Annotated in this window: 14 protein-coding genes; 6 read left to right on the top strand and 8 right to left on the bottom strand. The window is 74.7% G+C overall.

Annotation, left to right across the window (positions count from 1 at the left end; genetic code table 11):
- Positions 1–64 precede the first annotated feature (64 nt).
- Both V5O46_RS13830 and V5O46_RS13825 read left to right on the top strand, forming a co-directional pair.
- Positions 65–1,621 carry a vWA domain-containing protein gene (locus V5O46_RS13830; protein ID WP_332884869.1) on the top strand — a complete coding sequence of 519 codons (1,557 nt, stop codon included), beginning with the start codon at positions 65–67 and terminating at the stop codon, positions 1,619–1,621.
- Positions 1,622–1,714: 93 nt separating this feature from the next.
- A complete protein-coding gene (locus V5O46_RS13825) occupies positions 1,715–3,640 on the top strand; it encodes an AMP-dependent synthetase/ligase (RefSeq protein WP_332884868.1) in 1,926 nt (641 codons plus the stop codon).
- A 72-nt stretch (positions 3,641–3,712) separates the two neighbouring features.
- Here V5O46_RS13825 and rdlB read toward each other — a convergent pair whose 3' ends face one another.
- Positions 3,713–4,105, bottom strand: coding sequence for a rodlin RdlB (gene rdlB / locus V5O46_RS13820; protein ID WP_332884867.1), 393 nt, complete (start codon positions 4,103–4,105; stop codon positions 3,713–3,715).
- Positions 4,106–4,355: 250 nt separating this feature from the next.
- Between rdlB and rdlA the strand changes: the two genes are divergently transcribed.
- The 3 genes from rdlA (at position 4,356) to V5O46_RS13805 (ending at position 6,266) form a co-directional block, all read left to right on the top strand.
- Complete coding sequence (gene rdlA / locus V5O46_RS13815) at positions 4,356–4,745, top strand: rodlin RdlA (protein WP_332884866.1); 390 nt, start codon at positions 4,356–4,358, stop codon at positions 4,743–4,745.
- A 288-nt stretch (positions 4,746–5,033) separates the two neighbouring features.
- Positions 5,034–5,261 carry a chaplin ChpD gene (gene chpD / locus V5O46_RS13810; RefSeq protein WP_332884974.1) on the top strand — a complete coding sequence of 76 codons (228 nt, stop codon included), beginning with the start codon at positions 5,034–5,036 and terminating at the stop codon, positions 5,259–5,261.
- Positions 5,262–5,396: 135 nt separating this feature from the next.
- A complete protein-coding gene (locus V5O46_RS13805; protein ID WP_332884865.1) occupies positions 5,397–6,266 on the top strand; it encodes a chaplin in 870 nt (289 codons plus the stop codon).
- A gap of 88 nt (positions 6,267–6,354) precedes the next feature.
- Here V5O46_RS13805 and V5O46_RS13800 read toward each other — a convergent pair whose 3' ends face one another.
- Positions 6,355–7,638 carry a carboxylate--amine ligase gene (locus V5O46_RS13800; RefSeq protein ID WP_332884864.1) on the bottom strand — a complete coding sequence of 428 codons (1,284 nt, stop codon included), beginning with the start codon at positions 7,636–7,638 and terminating at the stop codon, positions 6,355–6,357.
- 117 nt (positions 7,639–7,755) lie between these two features.
- Between V5O46_RS13800 and V5O46_RS13795 the strand changes: the two genes are divergently transcribed.
- A complete protein-coding gene (locus V5O46_RS13795; protein WP_332884863.1) occupies positions 7,756–9,069 on the top strand; it encodes a glycoside hydrolase family 26 protein in 1,314 nt (437 codons plus the stop codon).
- 85 nt (positions 9,070–9,154) lie between these two features.
- Here V5O46_RS13795 and V5O46_RS13790 read toward each other — a convergent pair whose 3' ends face one another.
- From V5O46_RS13790 to V5O46_RS13765, 6 genes are read right to left on the bottom strand one after another with little or no spacing between them, the layout of a single operon-like run.
- Positions 9,155–10,258 (bottom strand): GNAT family N-acetyltransferase, encoded by a 1,104-nt coding sequence (locus tag V5O46_RS13790; RefSeq protein ID WP_332884862.1) that lies wholly within the window; start codon positions 10,256–10,258, stop codon positions 9,155–9,157.
- A complete protein-coding gene (locus V5O46_RS13785) occupies positions 10,255–10,968 on the bottom strand; it encodes a YveK family protein (protein WP_332884861.1) in 714 nt (237 codons plus the stop codon). The genes V5O46_RS13790 and V5O46_RS13785 overlap by 4 nt, the downstream gene beginning before the upstream one ends.
- A complete protein-coding gene (locus V5O46_RS13780) occupies positions 10,965–12,116 on the bottom strand; it encodes a glycosyltransferase (RefSeq protein WP_332884973.1) in 1,152 nt (383 codons plus the stop codon). Before V5O46_RS13780 ends, V5O46_RS13785 begins: the two co-directional genes overlap by 4 nt.
- Positions 12,117–12,141: 25 nt before the next feature.
- Positions 12,142–12,906 (bottom strand): polysaccharide deacetylase family protein, encoded by a 765-nt coding sequence (locus tag V5O46_RS13775; protein WP_332884860.1) that lies wholly within the window; start codon positions 12,904–12,906, stop codon positions 12,142–12,144.
- Positions 12,881–14,905 (bottom strand): lipid II flippase MurJ, encoded by a 2,025-nt coding sequence (locus V5O46_RS13770; RefSeq protein WP_332884859.1) that lies wholly within the window; start codon positions 14,903–14,905, stop codon positions 12,881–12,883. The genes V5O46_RS13775 and V5O46_RS13770 overlap by 26 nt, the downstream gene beginning before the upstream one ends.
- Positions 14,902–16,203 carry an O-antigen ligase family protein gene (locus V5O46_RS13765; RefSeq protein ID WP_332884858.1) on the bottom strand — a complete coding sequence of 434 codons (1,302 nt, stop codon included), beginning with the start codon at positions 16,201–16,203 and terminating at the stop codon, positions 14,902–14,904. The genes V5O46_RS13770 and V5O46_RS13765 overlap by 4 nt, the downstream gene beginning before the upstream one ends.

The raw sequence follows: 16,203 nt of genomic DNA, 5'->3' as shown, positions 1-16,203 counted from the left end.
GCCACCCCTGCACACCGTCAGAGTCACCAAAGGACGGTGCCGACGGACCGAGGGGGCACGGACGATGCACAGACACCGGACAAGGCGGGTGCGCACCGCACTGGTCGCACTGACCGCGGCGGGCGGGCTGCTGCTCACCGGATGCGGCGGGAGCGGCGACGGCGGCGGCCGGACCGGCATGCCGGACGGCGCGGACCGGGGCGGCGACGCCGGCCCCGCCCCGCTGCCGCCGGTCGACCGCGACGGCAGCAGCGGCGGCGGGCAGCGCGACGGCCGGGACGAGGCGTCCCGGTACGACGTGCCGCCCGACCACCTGTCCACCTTCGCGCTCGACGTCGACACCGCCTCCTACGGCTATGCGCGCCGCACCCTCGCCGACGGCCGGCTGCCCGATCCGGCGACGGTGCGCCCCGAGGAGTTCGTCAACAGCTTCCGCCAGAGCTACCAGCGGCCCGAGGGCGACGGCTTCACGGTGACCGTCGACGGTGCCCACACCGAGGACGAGGACTGGTCCCTGGTCCGGGTGGGCCTGGCCACCCGCGCCGCCGGCCCGGAGGACGAACGCCCGCCCGCCGCGCTCACCTTCGTCATCGACATCTCCGGCTCCATGGCCGAGCCCGGCCGCCTCGACCTCGCCAAGGACTCCCTCGGCGTGATGACCGACCAACTGCGCGACGACGACTCGGTGGCGCTCGTCACCTTCAGCGACGAGGCCGAGACCGTGCTGCCGATGACCCGGCTCGGCGACCGCCGGGGCCGGGTCCACGACGCCGTCGACAGCCTGCGGGCGGACGACTCCACCAACCTCGGCGCGGGTATGGAGACCGGCTACGCCACCGCCGTCGAGGGCCTGCGCAGGGGCGCCACCAACCGGGTGGTGCTGGTCTCCGACGCGCTCGCCAACACCGGAGCGACCGACGCCGACGCGATCCTCGAACGCATCGCGGACTCCCGCCGCGAGCACGGCATCACCCTCTTCGGCGTCGGCGTGGGCAGCGACTACGGCGACGCGCTGATGGAACGCCTCGCGGACAAGGGCGACGGCCACACCACCTACGTCTCCTCCCGCGAGGACGCCCGCGAGGTCTTCTGCGAGCAGCTCCCGCGCCATGTGGAACTCACCGCCCGCGACGCCAAGGCCCAGGTGGCCTTCGACCCGCAGACGGTCGCCGAGTTCCGTCTCGTCGGTTACGACAACCGCCGGGTCGCCGACGAGGACTTCCGCGACGACCGGGTCGACGGCGGCGAGATCGGCCCCGGCCACACCGTCACCGCCCTGTACGCGGTGCGCACCGTGCCCGGCGCCGAAGGCCATCTGGCCACCGCCACCGTCCGCTGGCTCGACCCGGGCAGCCGCGCCCCGCACGAGGAGACCGGCGATGTGGAGACCGCCGCCCTGGCGGAGTCGGTGTGGAGTGCGGGCCGCGGCCTGCGGGTGACGGCGACCGCCGCCTACTTCGCCGACGCGCTGCGCTCCTCCGACGGCCGCGACAGCTCCCTCCCCGGCGCACCGGGCCTCGGTGAACTCGCCGACCGGGCCGACGCCCTGGCGGCCCGCACGGAGGACGAGGACGTACGGGGTCTGGCGGAGGCGATCGCGCGGGCGGACCGGCTGACCTGAGTCGCACACTTGACTTCCTTACGCGTGGGTAAGTTGACTCTGGAGTAAGTAGACGGGCCGGCACGTCAGCCACCGCCGCGACAGGGAGCCGCCATGGGCGTACGCAAGGATCTGAAACGGGCCGCACGACGCAGCGACCTGGCCGACCGCACCCGGGCCGAACTGGTCCGGGACGCCTCGGGCACGGTCCGCGAGGCCCGCACCGCGCCCCTGGCGGCCCGCCCCGCCGCCGGCAGCACCGCCGACATCCCGTTCACCAACGCCGCCGAGGCACCCGACGCCGTGGTCCTGCGCCGTGAGACGGCCGGCACCTGGCGCCCCGTCACCGCGGCGGCCTTCGCCCGTGAGGTGACCGCCGTGGCCCGCGGACTGGTCGCGGCCGGGCTGGAACCCGGCGGCGGGGTCGCCGTGATGTCCCGCACCCGCTACGAGTGGACGGTCCTGGACTTCGCGATCTGGGCCGCCGGCGGCCGGACCGTCCCCGTCTACCCCACCTCCTCCGCCGACCAGGTCGAGTGGATCGTCCGGGACTCCGGCGTCCGCCACATCGTCACCGAGACCGCCGGCAACACCGCGACCGTCCGCACCGGCACCGCGGACCACCCCGAACCCCCGCGCGTCTGGGAACTGGACGCCGGCGCCCTGACCGACCTCACCACCCTCGGCCGGGACGTCCCCGACGAGGAGGTCACCAAGCGACGCACCGCCCTGACTCCCGACACCGTGGCGACGGTCTGCTACACCTCCGGCACCACCGGCCGCCCCAAGGGCTGCGTGCTCACCCACGCGAACCTGCACGCCGAGGCCGCCAACACCGTCGAACTGCTGCACCCCATGTTCCAGGAGGTCACCGGCGAGACGGCGTCGACCCTGCTCTTCCTCCCGCTGGCCCACATCCTCGGACGCACCCTGCAGATCGCCTGTCTGACGGGCCGCATCGAGATCGGCCACTTCCCGAGCATCAGACCCGACGAACTGCGCCCCGCGCTGCAGAAGTTCCGCCCCACCTTCCTGGTCGGCGTCCCCTACCTGTTCGAGAAGATCCACGACACCGGCCGTGCCACCGCCGAGAGACTCGGCCGCGGCGCCTCCTTCGAACGCGCCCACCGCATCGCCGTCCGCTTCGGCCAGGCCCATCTGGACCGCTTCCTCGGCCGCGGCAAGGGCCCCGGCCCCGGACTGCGGGCCGCCTGGGCGCTGTACGACCTGCTGGTCTACCGCCGGGTCCGCAAGGAGCTGGGCGGCCGGGTGCGTTACGCCATCAGCGGCGGCTCCCCGCTGGAACGCGACCTCAACCTGTTCTTCTACGCCGCCGGGATCCTCGTCTACGAGGGCTACGGCCTCACCGAGACCACCGCCGCCGCCACCCTCGTCCCGCCCCTGGGGCCCCGCCCGGGCACGGTCGGCCTGCCCGTGCCCGGCACCGCGGTCCGGATCGCCGAGGACGGCGAGGTGCACATCAAGGGAGGGATCGTCTTCGGTGCGTACCGCAACAACCCGGCGGCCACCGACGAGGTTCTCGGCGACGGCTGGTTCGCCACCGGCGACCTCGGCTCGCTCGACGACGACGGCTATCTCACCATCACCGGCCGCAAGAAGGACCTCCTGGTCACCTCGGGCGGCAAGAACGTCTCCCCGGCCGTCCTGGAGGACCGGCTGCGCAGCCGCCCGCCGGTCGGCCAGTGTCTCGTCGTCGGCGACAACCGGCCCTACGTCGCCGCCCTGGTCGCCCTCGACCCCGACGCGATCGCCCACTGGCTGGCGGTGCGCGGGCTGCCCGCCGGCACCCCGCTGTCCGACCTGGTCGACGACCCGCGGCTGCGGGCCGACGTCCAGCGGGCCGTCGACCACGCCAACGCGGCCGTCTCCCGCGCCGAGTCCATCCGCGCCTTCCGGCTGATCGACGGCGAGTTCACGGAGGGGAACGGCCTGCTGACCCCGTCGCTCAAGGTCAGGCGGCACGCCGCGGTGAAGGCGTACGCGGCGGAGATCGACGCGCTCTACGCGGCCGGGCGCTGACGTCCGGCACACGACGAGAGGCGGGCCGCCGATCCGCTCGGCGGCCCGCCCCTCGTCCCGGACCGGCGGTCCTCAGTCCTCGCGGTTGGACGACAGGATCGACACGTCCTCCAGCAGGTGGGCCAGCGCCCCGTCCCGCTTGGCCTGCGTCGAGTTCTCCGCACACTGCTGGTTCAGGTCGTCCGACAGCACCGGGATGTTCTGGATCGGAACAAGGTTCCCCGCGGCGACCGGGATGTCGGACACGGCGATGCACGGCTTGTTGAACGACCCCTGGATCAGCGCCATCTGGGGGCTCATGTGGCCGTGGGTCGTGGAGTTGCCGAAGTACTGCTTGGCGCCGTTGCCGTTCGCGGCGACCGGGCCGCTGTCGTCGCCGATCGCCACCGCCTGCGGGGCCGCGGCAGCGGAGGCACCCATGACGGAAGCGGCGATCGCCGCGGAGGCAAACACCTTCTTGATCATTCGCCAGTCCTTTCTGAGGAAACCCCGTCCACCGGAGCGCACTGGTCAACTCCGGGCCCTGCCGCGGGTTTCTCCCGTTCACTCCGTCGGCCGACACCGGAGCAGTTGTACGAGACTCCGTGCATCCGCCGTTTCCCAGGGGATTCGCCGCAGCCGTGCGGGCCAACCGGGTGAACGCCCGCAACTATTCATCGGACGCCGGGTTGATGAGGCCGTAGGGCATGCGTCGCTACGAGGAAAGGAACGCGAAGTGCTCAAGAAGGCAATGGTCGCCGCGGCAGCCGCCGCTTCTGTCGTCGGGATGTCGATGGCGGCTGCTCCGACGGCGCTTGCCGTCGGGGACGACAATGGCCCCACGGTGCTCAACGGAAACGGTGCCGAGTCGGCGTTCGGCAACTCGTCCACGGGTGGCGACATGAGCCCGCAGCTGTCGCTGGTCGACGGCTCGCTGAACAAGCCGTGCCTCGGTGTCGAGGACGTCAACGTCGCCGTGATCAACCTCGTTCCGGTCCAGGACATCAACGTTCTGGCGGACGAACTGAACCAGCAGTGCTCCGACAACTCCACCCAGGCCAAGCGCGACGGCTCGCTGTCGCACATCCTGGAGGACCTGTCCGTCCTGTCGGCCAACGGCCACTGAACCGTATCCCGCCCGCCGGGCGGCCCGCCGCTTCCCCCGCGGGTCGCCCGGTCGCGTAGGGCTGGACCGCCGCCGGGCGAGCGAAACGCCGACATCGCTCTGCTGGACATACGGCGGCCGAACGGCATTCCGGGTCAATCGAGTGAATTCCCCGGGGGTGCACGTTCCACAGTTTCTTCGGCCGTCAATTCCTCGTTTGCAGGCTGCAGGTCATGGTGCGAGCCGTGAATGCTGTGCTCGCTCGGTTTCGGCCGTCAATCAGGCATGACCGCAGAGAAGGGAAAGTTCATGAAGAAGAGCGCTGCTGTCGTCGCGGGCGCGATCATGGCCCTGGGCATGGCGTCCCCGGCCATCGCCGACGCGGGCGCCGAGGGTGCCGCCGTGCACTCCCCGGGTGTTCTGTCCGGCAACGTCATCCAGGTTCCCGTGCACGTTCCCGTCAACGTGTGCGGAAACACGGTGAACATCATCGCCGCCCTGAACCCGGCGTTCGGCAACGAGTGCAAGAACGACTGACGTCGTCCACGCACCAGCCGTCCGGCTGCGTCATGGCCGGCCCTGGCCAACTCGCTTGGTTCCGGGGCCGGCTTTTCCCACTTCTTCAAGCAGGAAGACAACGAAGTGCGACAGACTCTCAACAGGGGGGTGGTCGTGGCAGCCGCCGCGACCGGTGTGCTTTCGCTGTACGGCGGCAGCACCGCCCTGGCCGACACGCAGGCGGACGGGGCAGCCAAGAACTCCCCGGGCGTGGCGTCCGGCAACACCCTCCAGGCACCGGTCGACGTGCCGGTGAACGCCTGCGGCAACACCGTCGACGTGATCGCCGCGCTGAATCCGGCGTTCGGCAACGCCTGCGCGAACACCTCCGGTGGCCGCACCTCCGGTGAGAACGCGGACCGCGGGAACAAGGGCTCCGGGGACCACGGCAGCGGAGACCAGAGCCACCGACCCGGCGGTCCGGGCCACGGCGACAGGGGGCACGGACCCGGCGGTCCCAGCCATGGCGACAACGGCCGGGGGCCCGCAGGCCACGGCCACGGCGTCGACCACTCCACGCTCCCGGCCCCCTCCGGCCCCTCCGCCCAGAGCCACACCGAGGGCTCGCCCGGACTTCTCTCGGGCAACAGCACCCAGGTCCCGATCGAGGTCCCGGTGAACGCCTGCGGCAACACCGTCGACGGGATCGCCGCGCTGAACCCGGCGTTCGGCAACTCCTGCAGCCACGACGGGACCCCGCCCGGCTACGGTGACGAGACGCCCCCGCCGACGGACAAGGAGACCCCGCCGCCGGACGAGGAGACGCCGCCTCCGCCGGAGAAGGAGACGACTCCGCCCGGCAAGGAGACCCCGCCGCCCGCCGGCGAGGAGACCAAGCCGCCCATGCCGCCCACCCAGAAGCCGCCCGCCCTGGCGGAGACCGGCGGCATGGACGCGGCAGGCGGTGCGGCCGTCGCCGGCGCGGCCCTGGTCGCCACCGGAGCCGTCCTCTACCGGCGCTCGCGAGCGGCCCACCGCGGCTGACCCGCGGCTCGACGCCGTCCGGTGCCGCCCCGCGTCGACCGCGGGGCGGCACTTCGGCTTCCGACGGGGCGCGGGGACCGGAAACCCCTCAGCGGCTGCCCGCCCGCTCGTCGTCCGACCGGTCCGTCACCTCGGCCGGCATCGCCTGACCCGGCACCCGCACCATCCGCTCCCGGGGCATGCCGCCGCTTCGCGTGCCCTCCCGGTGCAGCCGCTGCCGCAGCCGTCCCGCCGCATGCCGGGCCCACAGCCCCCACAGCGCCCGCCCCGGCGCCCGGTCGTCCCGCGCATGCCAGGCCAGCTCCCGCCCGCCCCGCACCGGCCGCAGCGCGCTCAGCGGGGCGTAGTTCTCCACCACGAACGCGCGCCCCGGCACGGGTTCCCCCTCGGGCAGCGGACGGTGGGTCAGATCCAGATGCAGCGCGCGTACGACGTCCAGTCCGGCCGCGTCGGTGAACAGCCGGAACTGCGCCCCGGGGCGCGGGTTGAAGTCCAGCAGGTGGTAGCGGCCCGCGGCGCAGCGGCGGAAGTCCAGGTCGAGGATGCCCCGGTAGCCCAGCTCCCGGGCGATCCGCTCGCCCAGCGCCTGCACCTCGGCGTTCTCCACCCAGCGGCCCACCGCCGTCAGTCCGGCGCCGCGCGGGCGGGACCGTGTCTTGCGGCCGGGCCCGCCCCCACGCACCGCGCCGGCGCGATCGGCGTACCCGTGGAAGAACCAGTCCCGCTCCGGACCCGGCGGCAGGAACTCCTGCAGCAGCAGCCGGCTGCCCGCCTCCTGAGTGCGCAGGCACAGCTCCCGCGCCTCCCGGGCCGACCGGATCAGTACCGTGCTGCGCAGCCCGCTGCCCGCGGGGAGCAGCCACGGCCGGCTCCACTTCGCGACCACCGGCAGTCCCAGCCGCCAGGCCGCCGACGCGGCCTCGGCCGGACCGTCCGGGATCACCGTCCGCGGGTGCGGGATACCCAAGGAGCCGCACACACCGGCCAGTTCGGCCTTGTCGGCGACCTGCTCGGGAAGCGGCCCGGACGGTGCGGGCAGCAGATAGGAGGGCGCCAGCTCCGCGCGCGCCCGGCCCACCGCGATCGCGCTCGCGTCGTCCAGCGGGACCAGTACGGCGGGACGCGCGACCCGCGCGGCGACGCGGCGCAGCACGGCCGCGATCTCGGCCGATGACGCGTCGGGCGGCGGCGGGGTGTGCAGCCGCTCCACGAAACGGGACACGCCCACGGGGCTGTCCGCGCAGTCGGCGACCAGGTGCACCGCCACGCCCGCCCGGCCGAGCGAGCGCACGGCACCGAGGGTTCCGTGGTGAAAGGGATTCCGGTCGATGCGCAGCAGAACGGCGGGGACGCGGGTGTCGAACGTCGACACTTGCACATTTCCTCACTCGAAAGCGGTAACGGCGGTGGCGTGATTGCTTTTCATATGACTGAGTGTCAGTGGAGACCTGAATGCGGGTCCGGTCGAACAGCGGAGGAAGGAGCCGGCATGGCAGCACAGCAGCCCCGGGCCCGGTTCGGGCGGTCGGCGGCAATCGCGGCGACGGTCACTGCGTCGGCGGTCCTGGCCGCGGCGCCGGGATTCGCCGTCGGTGACCCGCCCGCCCCGGTCCCCGTGGCCCCGGTCCCCGCGGCCACGGCCCCTGTGGCCACGGCCCCGGTCGCCCCGGTACCCACCGCACCGTCGGACACGGCGGGCTCCGCGGAGCCCGCCGCGACACCGGCTGCGGCACCGGACGAGTCGGCCTTCCCCGCGTTCGGTGCCTATCTGGACTACGGCCCGCTCGGCGTCGCCCGGATGGCGGCGCTCAGCGACTGGCTCGGCGGCTCCGAACTCCGCGTCGGCCACACCTACCTGCCGGGGGACCGCTGGAGCAACATCGAGGGCGCCCCCGGCTTCCTCGACGTGTGGGCGGACTGGCGGACCCGCAGGGCCGACCGGCTGCTCGTCCTCAACGTGCCCATGCTGGAGCGCAACGAGGAGGGCCTCGGCGACGACGAGGTGCGCGAGCTGCTGCGCCAGGGCGCGGCCGGACGGTTCGATCACCACTTCCGGGCCCTGGCCGAGCGGCTGGTGGCGGCGGGCGCGCCGGACACGGTGATCGTGCTCGGCTGGGAGATGAACGGCACCACGTACACCCATCGCTGCGGACCGGACCCGAAGGCCTGGAAGACGTACTGGAACAGGATCGTCACCGCCATGCGCGCGGTCCCGGGCCAGGAGTTCCGGTTCGACTTCACACCGAGCCGCGGCCGGGACGCCGTTCCCTGGACGGAGTGCTATCCGGGGGACGACACGGTCGACATCATCGGCATGGACGCGTACGACCAGCCGCGCGGAATGCCGTTCGAGGAGCAGGTGACGGAGCCCTACGGACTTCGGGCACATGTGGAATTCGCCGAGAAGCACGGCAAACCCATTTCCTATCCTGAGTGGGGACTCTTCCGCAACGGTGACAACGCCGCGTACATGAAGGGCATGCTCGCCTGGATGGACGAGCACAAGCCCGTGTACAACACCGTCACCGACTACTGCCCGCACGGCGTGTGGCAGTGCGACGCCAACCCCCGCTCCTCCCAGGTCTACCGCTCGATCCTGTCCGGCCGCACCGACACGACGACCGGGGAGGAGACCCCGCAGCCCAGCACACCCGCCGAGCCCACGACGCCGACCGTGCCCACGGCACCGGCCGAGCCGCTGCCGCCCGCCGGGTGCTCGCCGCTCGACCTCGGGGACTGGGTCGAGTACTGGATCGGCGGCAGGCTCTGCCTGCGCCTGGACTGGTGGTCGCGCAGCCGCTGAGCGGGTCGGGTGAGGCCGGCTGCGCGTCGTGGGCGCCTCGAAGGGGCGCGGGGGACCGTGCGGCCGGCCTCGACGGCGGCACGGATCAGCGTCCGTCGCCACCGTCGCGCTCCTTCCAGCGGCGCACCAGCTCCCCGCCCCGGCGGCGCGCTGCCGCGTCCCCCAGGGCCGCCGCCAGGAGCGGGGCCGTGTGCCGCCGGGCCAGCAGCAGCCGCTGGTTGCGCACGCGCTCCGGGCGCCAGTGGTGCTTGTACGGCTCGTTGCCGCGCAGCAGGCTCAGCGTGCCGCGCTCTCCGCCCCGCAGCTGTTCGGTGCAGGCGTCCAGCAGCATCACCGCCACGTCCGCCCGGCGCTCCCGCAGCCCGGGGTGGGCGCCGTACAGATAGCCGCCGGCCAGCTGCCGGGACAGCAGCGTCACATCCACCGCGACCACCTCGTCGGCCAGCCGGAACTCGGTGACCACCGCGTCCCCGGTCCGCACCATGGGCACCACGGACCGCACCAGGTGCTCCCGGAAGCGGGGGCGCAGATGCTCACCGGTCACCTTCCGCCCCCGCCACTGCAGCCGGTGCAGCTCCAGCAGCCGGTGCAGTGCCGTCTCCGTCTCGTCCGGGAGCACCACCCGGCTCTTGACGCCGAGCGCGTCCAGCCTGCGCAGCTGGGCCCGCACCCGCTGCCTGGCCTTGGCCGAGGGCAGCCGGGCGGCCAGTTCGGCCATCGGCACGGCGGGCAGCTCCAGGCACAGCGAGTCGCCGATCCGGTGCCGGGGCCCGCGCCAGTGCCGGTAGACGCGTTCCGCGGCGCCGCCCGGGCGCACCTCGCGCAGGTCCACCAGCGCGGTGCGGGCGGCCCGGGACAGCCCCTCGACGAGTGCGGCCACCGCCGCCGGGCCGCGCTCGTCGTCCAGCAGCACATCGCCGTAGTCCGAGATCGCCCCGCCCAGCGGCACCAGCGCCGGCACCGGGCGCCGCACCCGCAGCAGCGCGGCGGCGCCGACGAGATCCCGGCCGTCGAGGGCCAGCACCAGCCGCAGTCGCCCGGGTCTGCCGTACGACAGCCACCACGAGTGCAGCCAGGCGTGGCTCTGGAACGGCGTCGCCGCCGCGCACCGCCGGTACAGCCGCTCCCAGTCCGCGGCCAGCCCGGCGAACACCCGGGCGTCGGTGACCAGCTCGGTCGTGTACGTCACAGCTGTCCGCGGACGTCGGCGGCCGTGGCGGCGGGGGCCGACGCGGGGCCGGGCACCGGCGCGGCCGGACGGCCGGGCTCCGCCACGGATCTGCGGGGCCGCACGAGCAGGGCCAGCCCGCCGAGCAGCCCGCCCGCGCTCGCGCCGACCAGGCCGGTCAGCGCGGGCGAGGCCGAGGACGGTCCGGCCGGTTCGGTGGCGCGAGCGAACTGCCGCAGCTCGACGTGGGTGCTGTCCGCCGAGGTGTCCGCGTGCCGGGTCAGCGCGCGGGCGACGGCGTTGGCCATGTCGGCGGCCAGGTCCGGGCGGTCGGAGGTGGCGGTGACGGAGACCATCGGGGCGTCCGGCGAGGTCGCCGTGCGTACGCTCGCGCGCAGCGTGGCCACCGGCACGCCCGCCCACACCTGCGCGTCCCCGAGCACCGCGAGCTGCGGGGCGACCCTGCCGTAGGCCTGCGCGAGACCCAGCGCGGACACCGGGTCGGACCGGTCGGTGGGGACCGCGACGACGTAGCTGGTCGCCGTGTACTCGGGTGTCCTGAGCAGGCCGTAGCTGCCGCCCAGCAGTCCGCCGAGGAGCACGCCGGCCGCCACCAGGGACCAGGGCGGCAGGGCACGGGCGGCGCGGACTCGGGCGGCGCGGATCCGGGTGGCCAGCGCGGCCGGCCGGGGCCGGCGGCGGACGGGGGGTTCGGTCCGGTTCTCGGTCATGGGGAACTGACTCCCTGGGGTGCCGGGGACAACGGTTGGGCGAGGGCCGCCGCGTACACGTCCATCAGCTGGGCGGCGCTGCGGGTGATGCAGTAGTGCCGGGCGGCCTCCGGCGCGGCGCGGGTTCCGGGGGCCGCGGCGCGGGTCTCGGCCAGCGCGCGGGCGAACTCGGCCTCGTCGGAGGGGATCCGGCGCGCGGCGGGCGCGGCCCGCGGGGGCAGGTCCTGCAGGGCGGGGCAGCAGGCGTACACCACCGGCAGTCCCGTGGCCAGGCCCTCCACGATCGCCAGGCCGAAGGCCTCCTCCGGGGACGGTGAGGCGAGGACGTCCATAGCGGAGGCCAGCGACGGCAGATCGGGTCCCGGAGAGCCGTCCGGGACGTACGGGCGTTCGCCGGTGAGCAGGACCCGGTCGGCGACGCCCGCCTCCCGGGCGGTGCTGCGCAGCCGGTGCTCCTCGGGGCCGCCGCCGACCAGCAGCAGCCAGCAGTCGTCCGGGAGCCGGGCCAGCGCCCGGACCAGGACGTCGAACCGCTTTCCCGCCGACAGCCGCCCGACGCCGCCGACCACGTACGCCCCGTCCGGCAGGCCCAGCCGGCGGCGGGTGCGGTGCCGGGCGACCGGGTCGAAGCGGAAGCGGTCCAGGTCGATGCCGTTGGGCACGACCTCGATCCGGGGTGCGGGCACGCCCCAGCGAGCCAGGCGGCCGGCGACCGTGGGGGAGACGGCGACCGTGGCGCTGCCCAGCCGCTCCCCAGCCCGGTACAGCGCCCGCACGCCAGCGGTGAGCGGGCGGCCCTCCATCTGGGAGTCGCCCAGGGAGTGCTCGGTGGCGACGATCGCCCTGACGCCCGCGAGCCGGGCGGCGAGCCGGCCGTAGACGCAGGCGCGGTAGAGGTGGGTGTGGACGAGGTCGTAGCCGCCGCTGCGGATCAGCCGGGCCAGCCGGGGCAGCGCCCCCAGGTCGCGGTTGCCGCCCATGCCGAGGTGGACGACCTGCACCCCGTCGGCCAGCAGTCCGTCGGCGACCGGGCCCGGATTGGTGAGCGTCACGACGTCGCAGGACAGCGGCAGATGGCGCAGCAGCAGCCGCAGTTGCTGCTCGGCGCCGCCGACCCCGAGACCGGTGATGACATGCAGGACCCGCACCGGGGCGGAGCCGTCCGAGGCCATGTCACACCCCCTCCACCGGCCGCCGGCGCAGCCGGTGCAGCCGCGTCTTGAGCAGCAGCCGCACGGCCCCGTCCCGCTGGCCGACATGCACTCGCGGCAGCGCGTGCGGCCCGGTGAGCGGACCGGGGTCGATGGCGCAGGCGTAGGTGTAGCCGGCGTCGCGGACGGCCTGGACGGCGCGCGGGTCGACGGTGCCGTACGGGTAGCAGAAGCCGCCGACCGGGGCGCCGGTCAGCTCCTGCAGCGCCACCCGGCTCTCCACGGTCTCGGCCTTCAGCGTCAGGTCGTCGGCCCGGGTGAGGTCGACGTGGGTGAGACCGTGCGAGCCGATCTCGATGCCCTCGGTGGCGGCGTGCAGGATGCCCTCGGCGGTCAGCAGCGGCTTGCGCGGGCCCAGCGGATCCCAGGCGTTGTCGCCGCCCAGCCGCCCCGGCAGTACGAACAGGGTGGCGCCGCAGCCCCAGTGGCGCAGCCGGGGCAGGGCGTGCTCGACGAAGTCGGCGTACCCGTCGTCGAAGGTCAGGCCGACCAGACCGCGGCCCTCACCGCGGGCGCGCGCGGTCAGCAGGGTGGCCACGGACACGCCGCGCAGCCCGTGCCGGCGCAGCCAGGCGAGCTGTGCGTCCAGCCGGTCGGGGGTGACCGTGATGCGGTACGGGTCGTCCGAGCGGTCGCCGACGGAGTGGTACATCGCCACCCAGGGCGCGGGCCCGGTGCGGGTGCCCGTGCCGGAGGAGGCGTCAACGGAGCTTGCGGGAACGGCCATGCGGGTGCCTTCGTGTGACGGGACGAACGGATCGAGGGGAATGGATGGAGCGGGCGGAACGGACGGATCGGATGGAGCGAACGGAGCGGGTGGAGCGGGTGGAGCGAACGGAGCGGGTGGAGCGGATGCGGAGGGCTAGCGTGCCCAGGGCTCGGAGGGCCTGGGCGACGCCCTGGACGCGCAGGGCCAGGCCGAGCAGGACGAAGACACCGGCGACGGTCGCCGCGCCGGCGGCGAGCGCGAGCGCGGGCGGGCCGGACCGGGCCGCGGCCAGGGCGCCGGCCGCCGTCGCCCCGCACGCCGCCAGCACCGGCCTGCCCAGCTCGCCCAGCACCCGCCGGACCCGGACCGGGACGCTCCGCGGCCCCATCCCGGCGAGCAGCAGAGCGGCGGTGACGGTGATCCCGGCGGCGTTGGCGGCGGCGATGCCGCTCACGCCCCAGACGCCCACCGTGGCCCCGCCGATTCCGGCGGTGGCGGCGATGCCGACCGCCATCGCGCCCAGCGGGTACCAACTGGCCCGGCCCGCCGAGAAGTAGGAGCGGGCCAGCGCGCCCACCACCGTCTGCCCGAGCAGCCCGAGCGCGTACACCCGCATCACGGCGGCCGTCGCCGCGGTGTCCGCGGCGGTGAACGCGCCCCGCTGGAAGAGCAGGGCGATGATCTGCGGGGCACAGGCGATCACCGTGGCCGCACCCAGCAGCACCAGGCCGGCGGCGAGGGCCACGTCCCGCTCCACGCGCTCGCGCGCGCGGCCGGTGTCGCCCTCGGCCAGCGCCCGCGCCACCACCGGGAAGGTGACCGTGCACAGCATCAGCGACAGCGTCATCGGGATCTGCGCCACCTTCTGCGCGTAGTTCAGGTGCGAGATCGCCCCGGCCGGCAGGCCGGAGGCGAGGAACCGCTCGATGAGCACCTGGGACTGGCGGCACAGCGCGAACAGCAGGACGGTGGTGAACAGGGCGAGGGCGAGCGGACGCGCCGAGGCCCCGTCGTCGGCCGCGGGCAGCTGTGCGGCGCTCTCCCGCCGCCCGCGCAACCGCCCCAGCAGCGACGGCAGCTGGGCGGCCACCATCAGACAACCGCCGACCGCGACCCCGACCGCCGCCGCGCGCACTCCGAGCCGGCTGCCGAGAACGAACATGGTGGCGACGATGCCGGTGTTGTAGGCGACGTAGATCGCGGCGGGCGCCAGGAACCGGCGATGGGCGCGCAGCGCCGCGCTGCAGTACCCGGCGAGCCCGAAGCTCACCACGCAGGTCGCGGTGATCCGGGTGCAGTCCACCGCCAGGGCGTGGTCGGGCAGCCCCGGCGCCAGGGCCCGGACCAGCGGTCCTGCGCCGGCCACGACCAGCGCGGCGACCGCGGCGAAGGCCAGCAGCAGCCGGGGCAGGGTGGCGGCGACCAGCGAGCGGACCGGGTCGCCGGCGCTGCCCCGCGCGCGGCGGGCCAGGGCCAGGCTGAACATCGGGATCAGCGCGAAGGCCAGCCCGTCCTCGATGAGCAGCGTCGCCGCGAACTCCGGCACCGTCCACGCCACCAGGAACGCGTCCGTCTCGCTCCCGGCGCCGAACAGCCGCGCCAGCGCCTGGTCCCGGGCCAGCCCGAGCACCGACCCGGCCACCGACAGCGCGGCCGTGAGCGCGGTGGCCCTGGCGAGGAACCCACGACCCGGCCGAGCGGCCCCGTCCTTCCGCCCCGCGTCCCCGCCCCCTGCCCGGCCCACCGACTCGCCCGGCGCCGGGTCTGTGGGCCCGTCGGCTACCGGGTCCGTCGGCTCGCCCGGTGCCCGGTCCACGGGTTGGATCGGTGCCCTGTTCGGTGTGGCGTCCGGTGCCGGGTTCGTCGGCTCGTGTGGTGGCGGGTCCGTGGGCTCGCCCGGTGCCGGGTCTGTGGGCTCGCCCGGTGCCGTCTCGTCCGGCGGTACGGACGGGGCGGTGGTCCGGGTGCGCGGCACGGTCGGCGCGCCGTCCGTTGCGGGCGGCGGGGTCGTGGTCATCGCCGGCCACCCTCCTCGGCACCGGACCCGAGCGCCCACCAGAGCGCCAGCCCGAGGGACACGGCGGTCAGGACCGTCGTGGGCCCGCCGATGTCGGCGTATGCGAAGTTCGTCAGCTGCCACACCAGCAGACCGCAGGCGATCAGCCCGCAGTCGGACCCGGAGCGGCCCGCTCTCCGCAGGGCGAGGACGAGCAGCGCCAGCCAGCCCCCGGCCAGCGCCAGCAGCCCGATCAGCCCCTGCTCGGCGAGGACCAGCAGATACATGTTGTGCGGAGACAGCAGCGGCTGCTTGACGTACCCGGCGCCGGCGCCGTCGGTCTCGCTGCCGGAGCTGAGGGCCACCGAGGCGTGCGCGTCCCGGTGCTCGCGGAAGCCCTTGAGGCCCACGCCGGTCAGCGGCTGCTCGCGCCACATGCCGACGGCGGCGGACCACATCGCGTACCGGTCGGTCACCGACTGGTCGGGGGCGTCGGCGACCTGGGTGATGCTGCCCACGCGCTCCTGCAGCAGCGCCGTTCCGAGCCCGAACCCGCCGACCAGCACCACCCCGGCCGCGACCACCGCCGCCCCGACCGCGAGCGCCCGCCGGACCCCGGCGAGGAGCAGCTGTGCCGTGCAGGTCACCGCCGTGGCGATCCACGCCCCGCGGCTGAAGGACAGCGCCAGCGGCAGCAGCAGTGCCAGCGCACAGCCCGCGGCGAGCAGCCGCCGCCGTGGCGCGGTACGGCCCAGCGCCAGCCCGAGCGCGCACACCAGCCCCAGCGCGACCACCGTTGCCATCGCCATCACGTCCTGCGGCCCGAACGTGCCCACGGCCCGGATCCGTTCGCCCTGGTACGAGGCGCCGGTCCCGGTGACGTACTGGTGCACGCCCACCGCCCCCTGCCACAGCGCCAGCGCCACCGTGGACCAGGCCAGCAGCCGGACGTCGCGCCGCGCCCGGACCAGCAGCAGCACGGCCGCCGGGACGAGCACGAACACCTGGAGGTAGCGGCCGAGGCCGGTCAGCCCGGCCTCCGGCGACACCGCGCCCACGGCGGCGAACGCCAGGCCCGCCACCGGCAGGCCCAGCAGCACGGCCGTGGCGGGGGGCAGCGGACGGCGCCGGTCCCGGACCAGGCGGAGCGCGCAGTAGAGCACCACCAGCGCGGAGACCGCGTCGGCGGGATGGGCGCCGCCCTCGCCGTCGCCGCCCGCCGCCACGGGCAGCGCCAGCACGCAGATCACGGCGACGACGGCGGCGGCGGGCGGCAGGCTCCGCGCGCGCACCGCCGGCCGGGGCAGAGCGAGGCTCAT

It is taken from the genome of Streptomyces poriticola, assembly GCF_036689765.1.
Taxonomy (GTDB): domain Bacteria; phylum Actinomycetota; class Actinomycetes; order Streptomycetales; family Streptomycetaceae; genus Streptomyces; species Streptomyces poriticola.
Note: the sequence above shows the minus strand (reverse complement) of the source record. Positions and strands in the feature narration are given on the sequence as shown.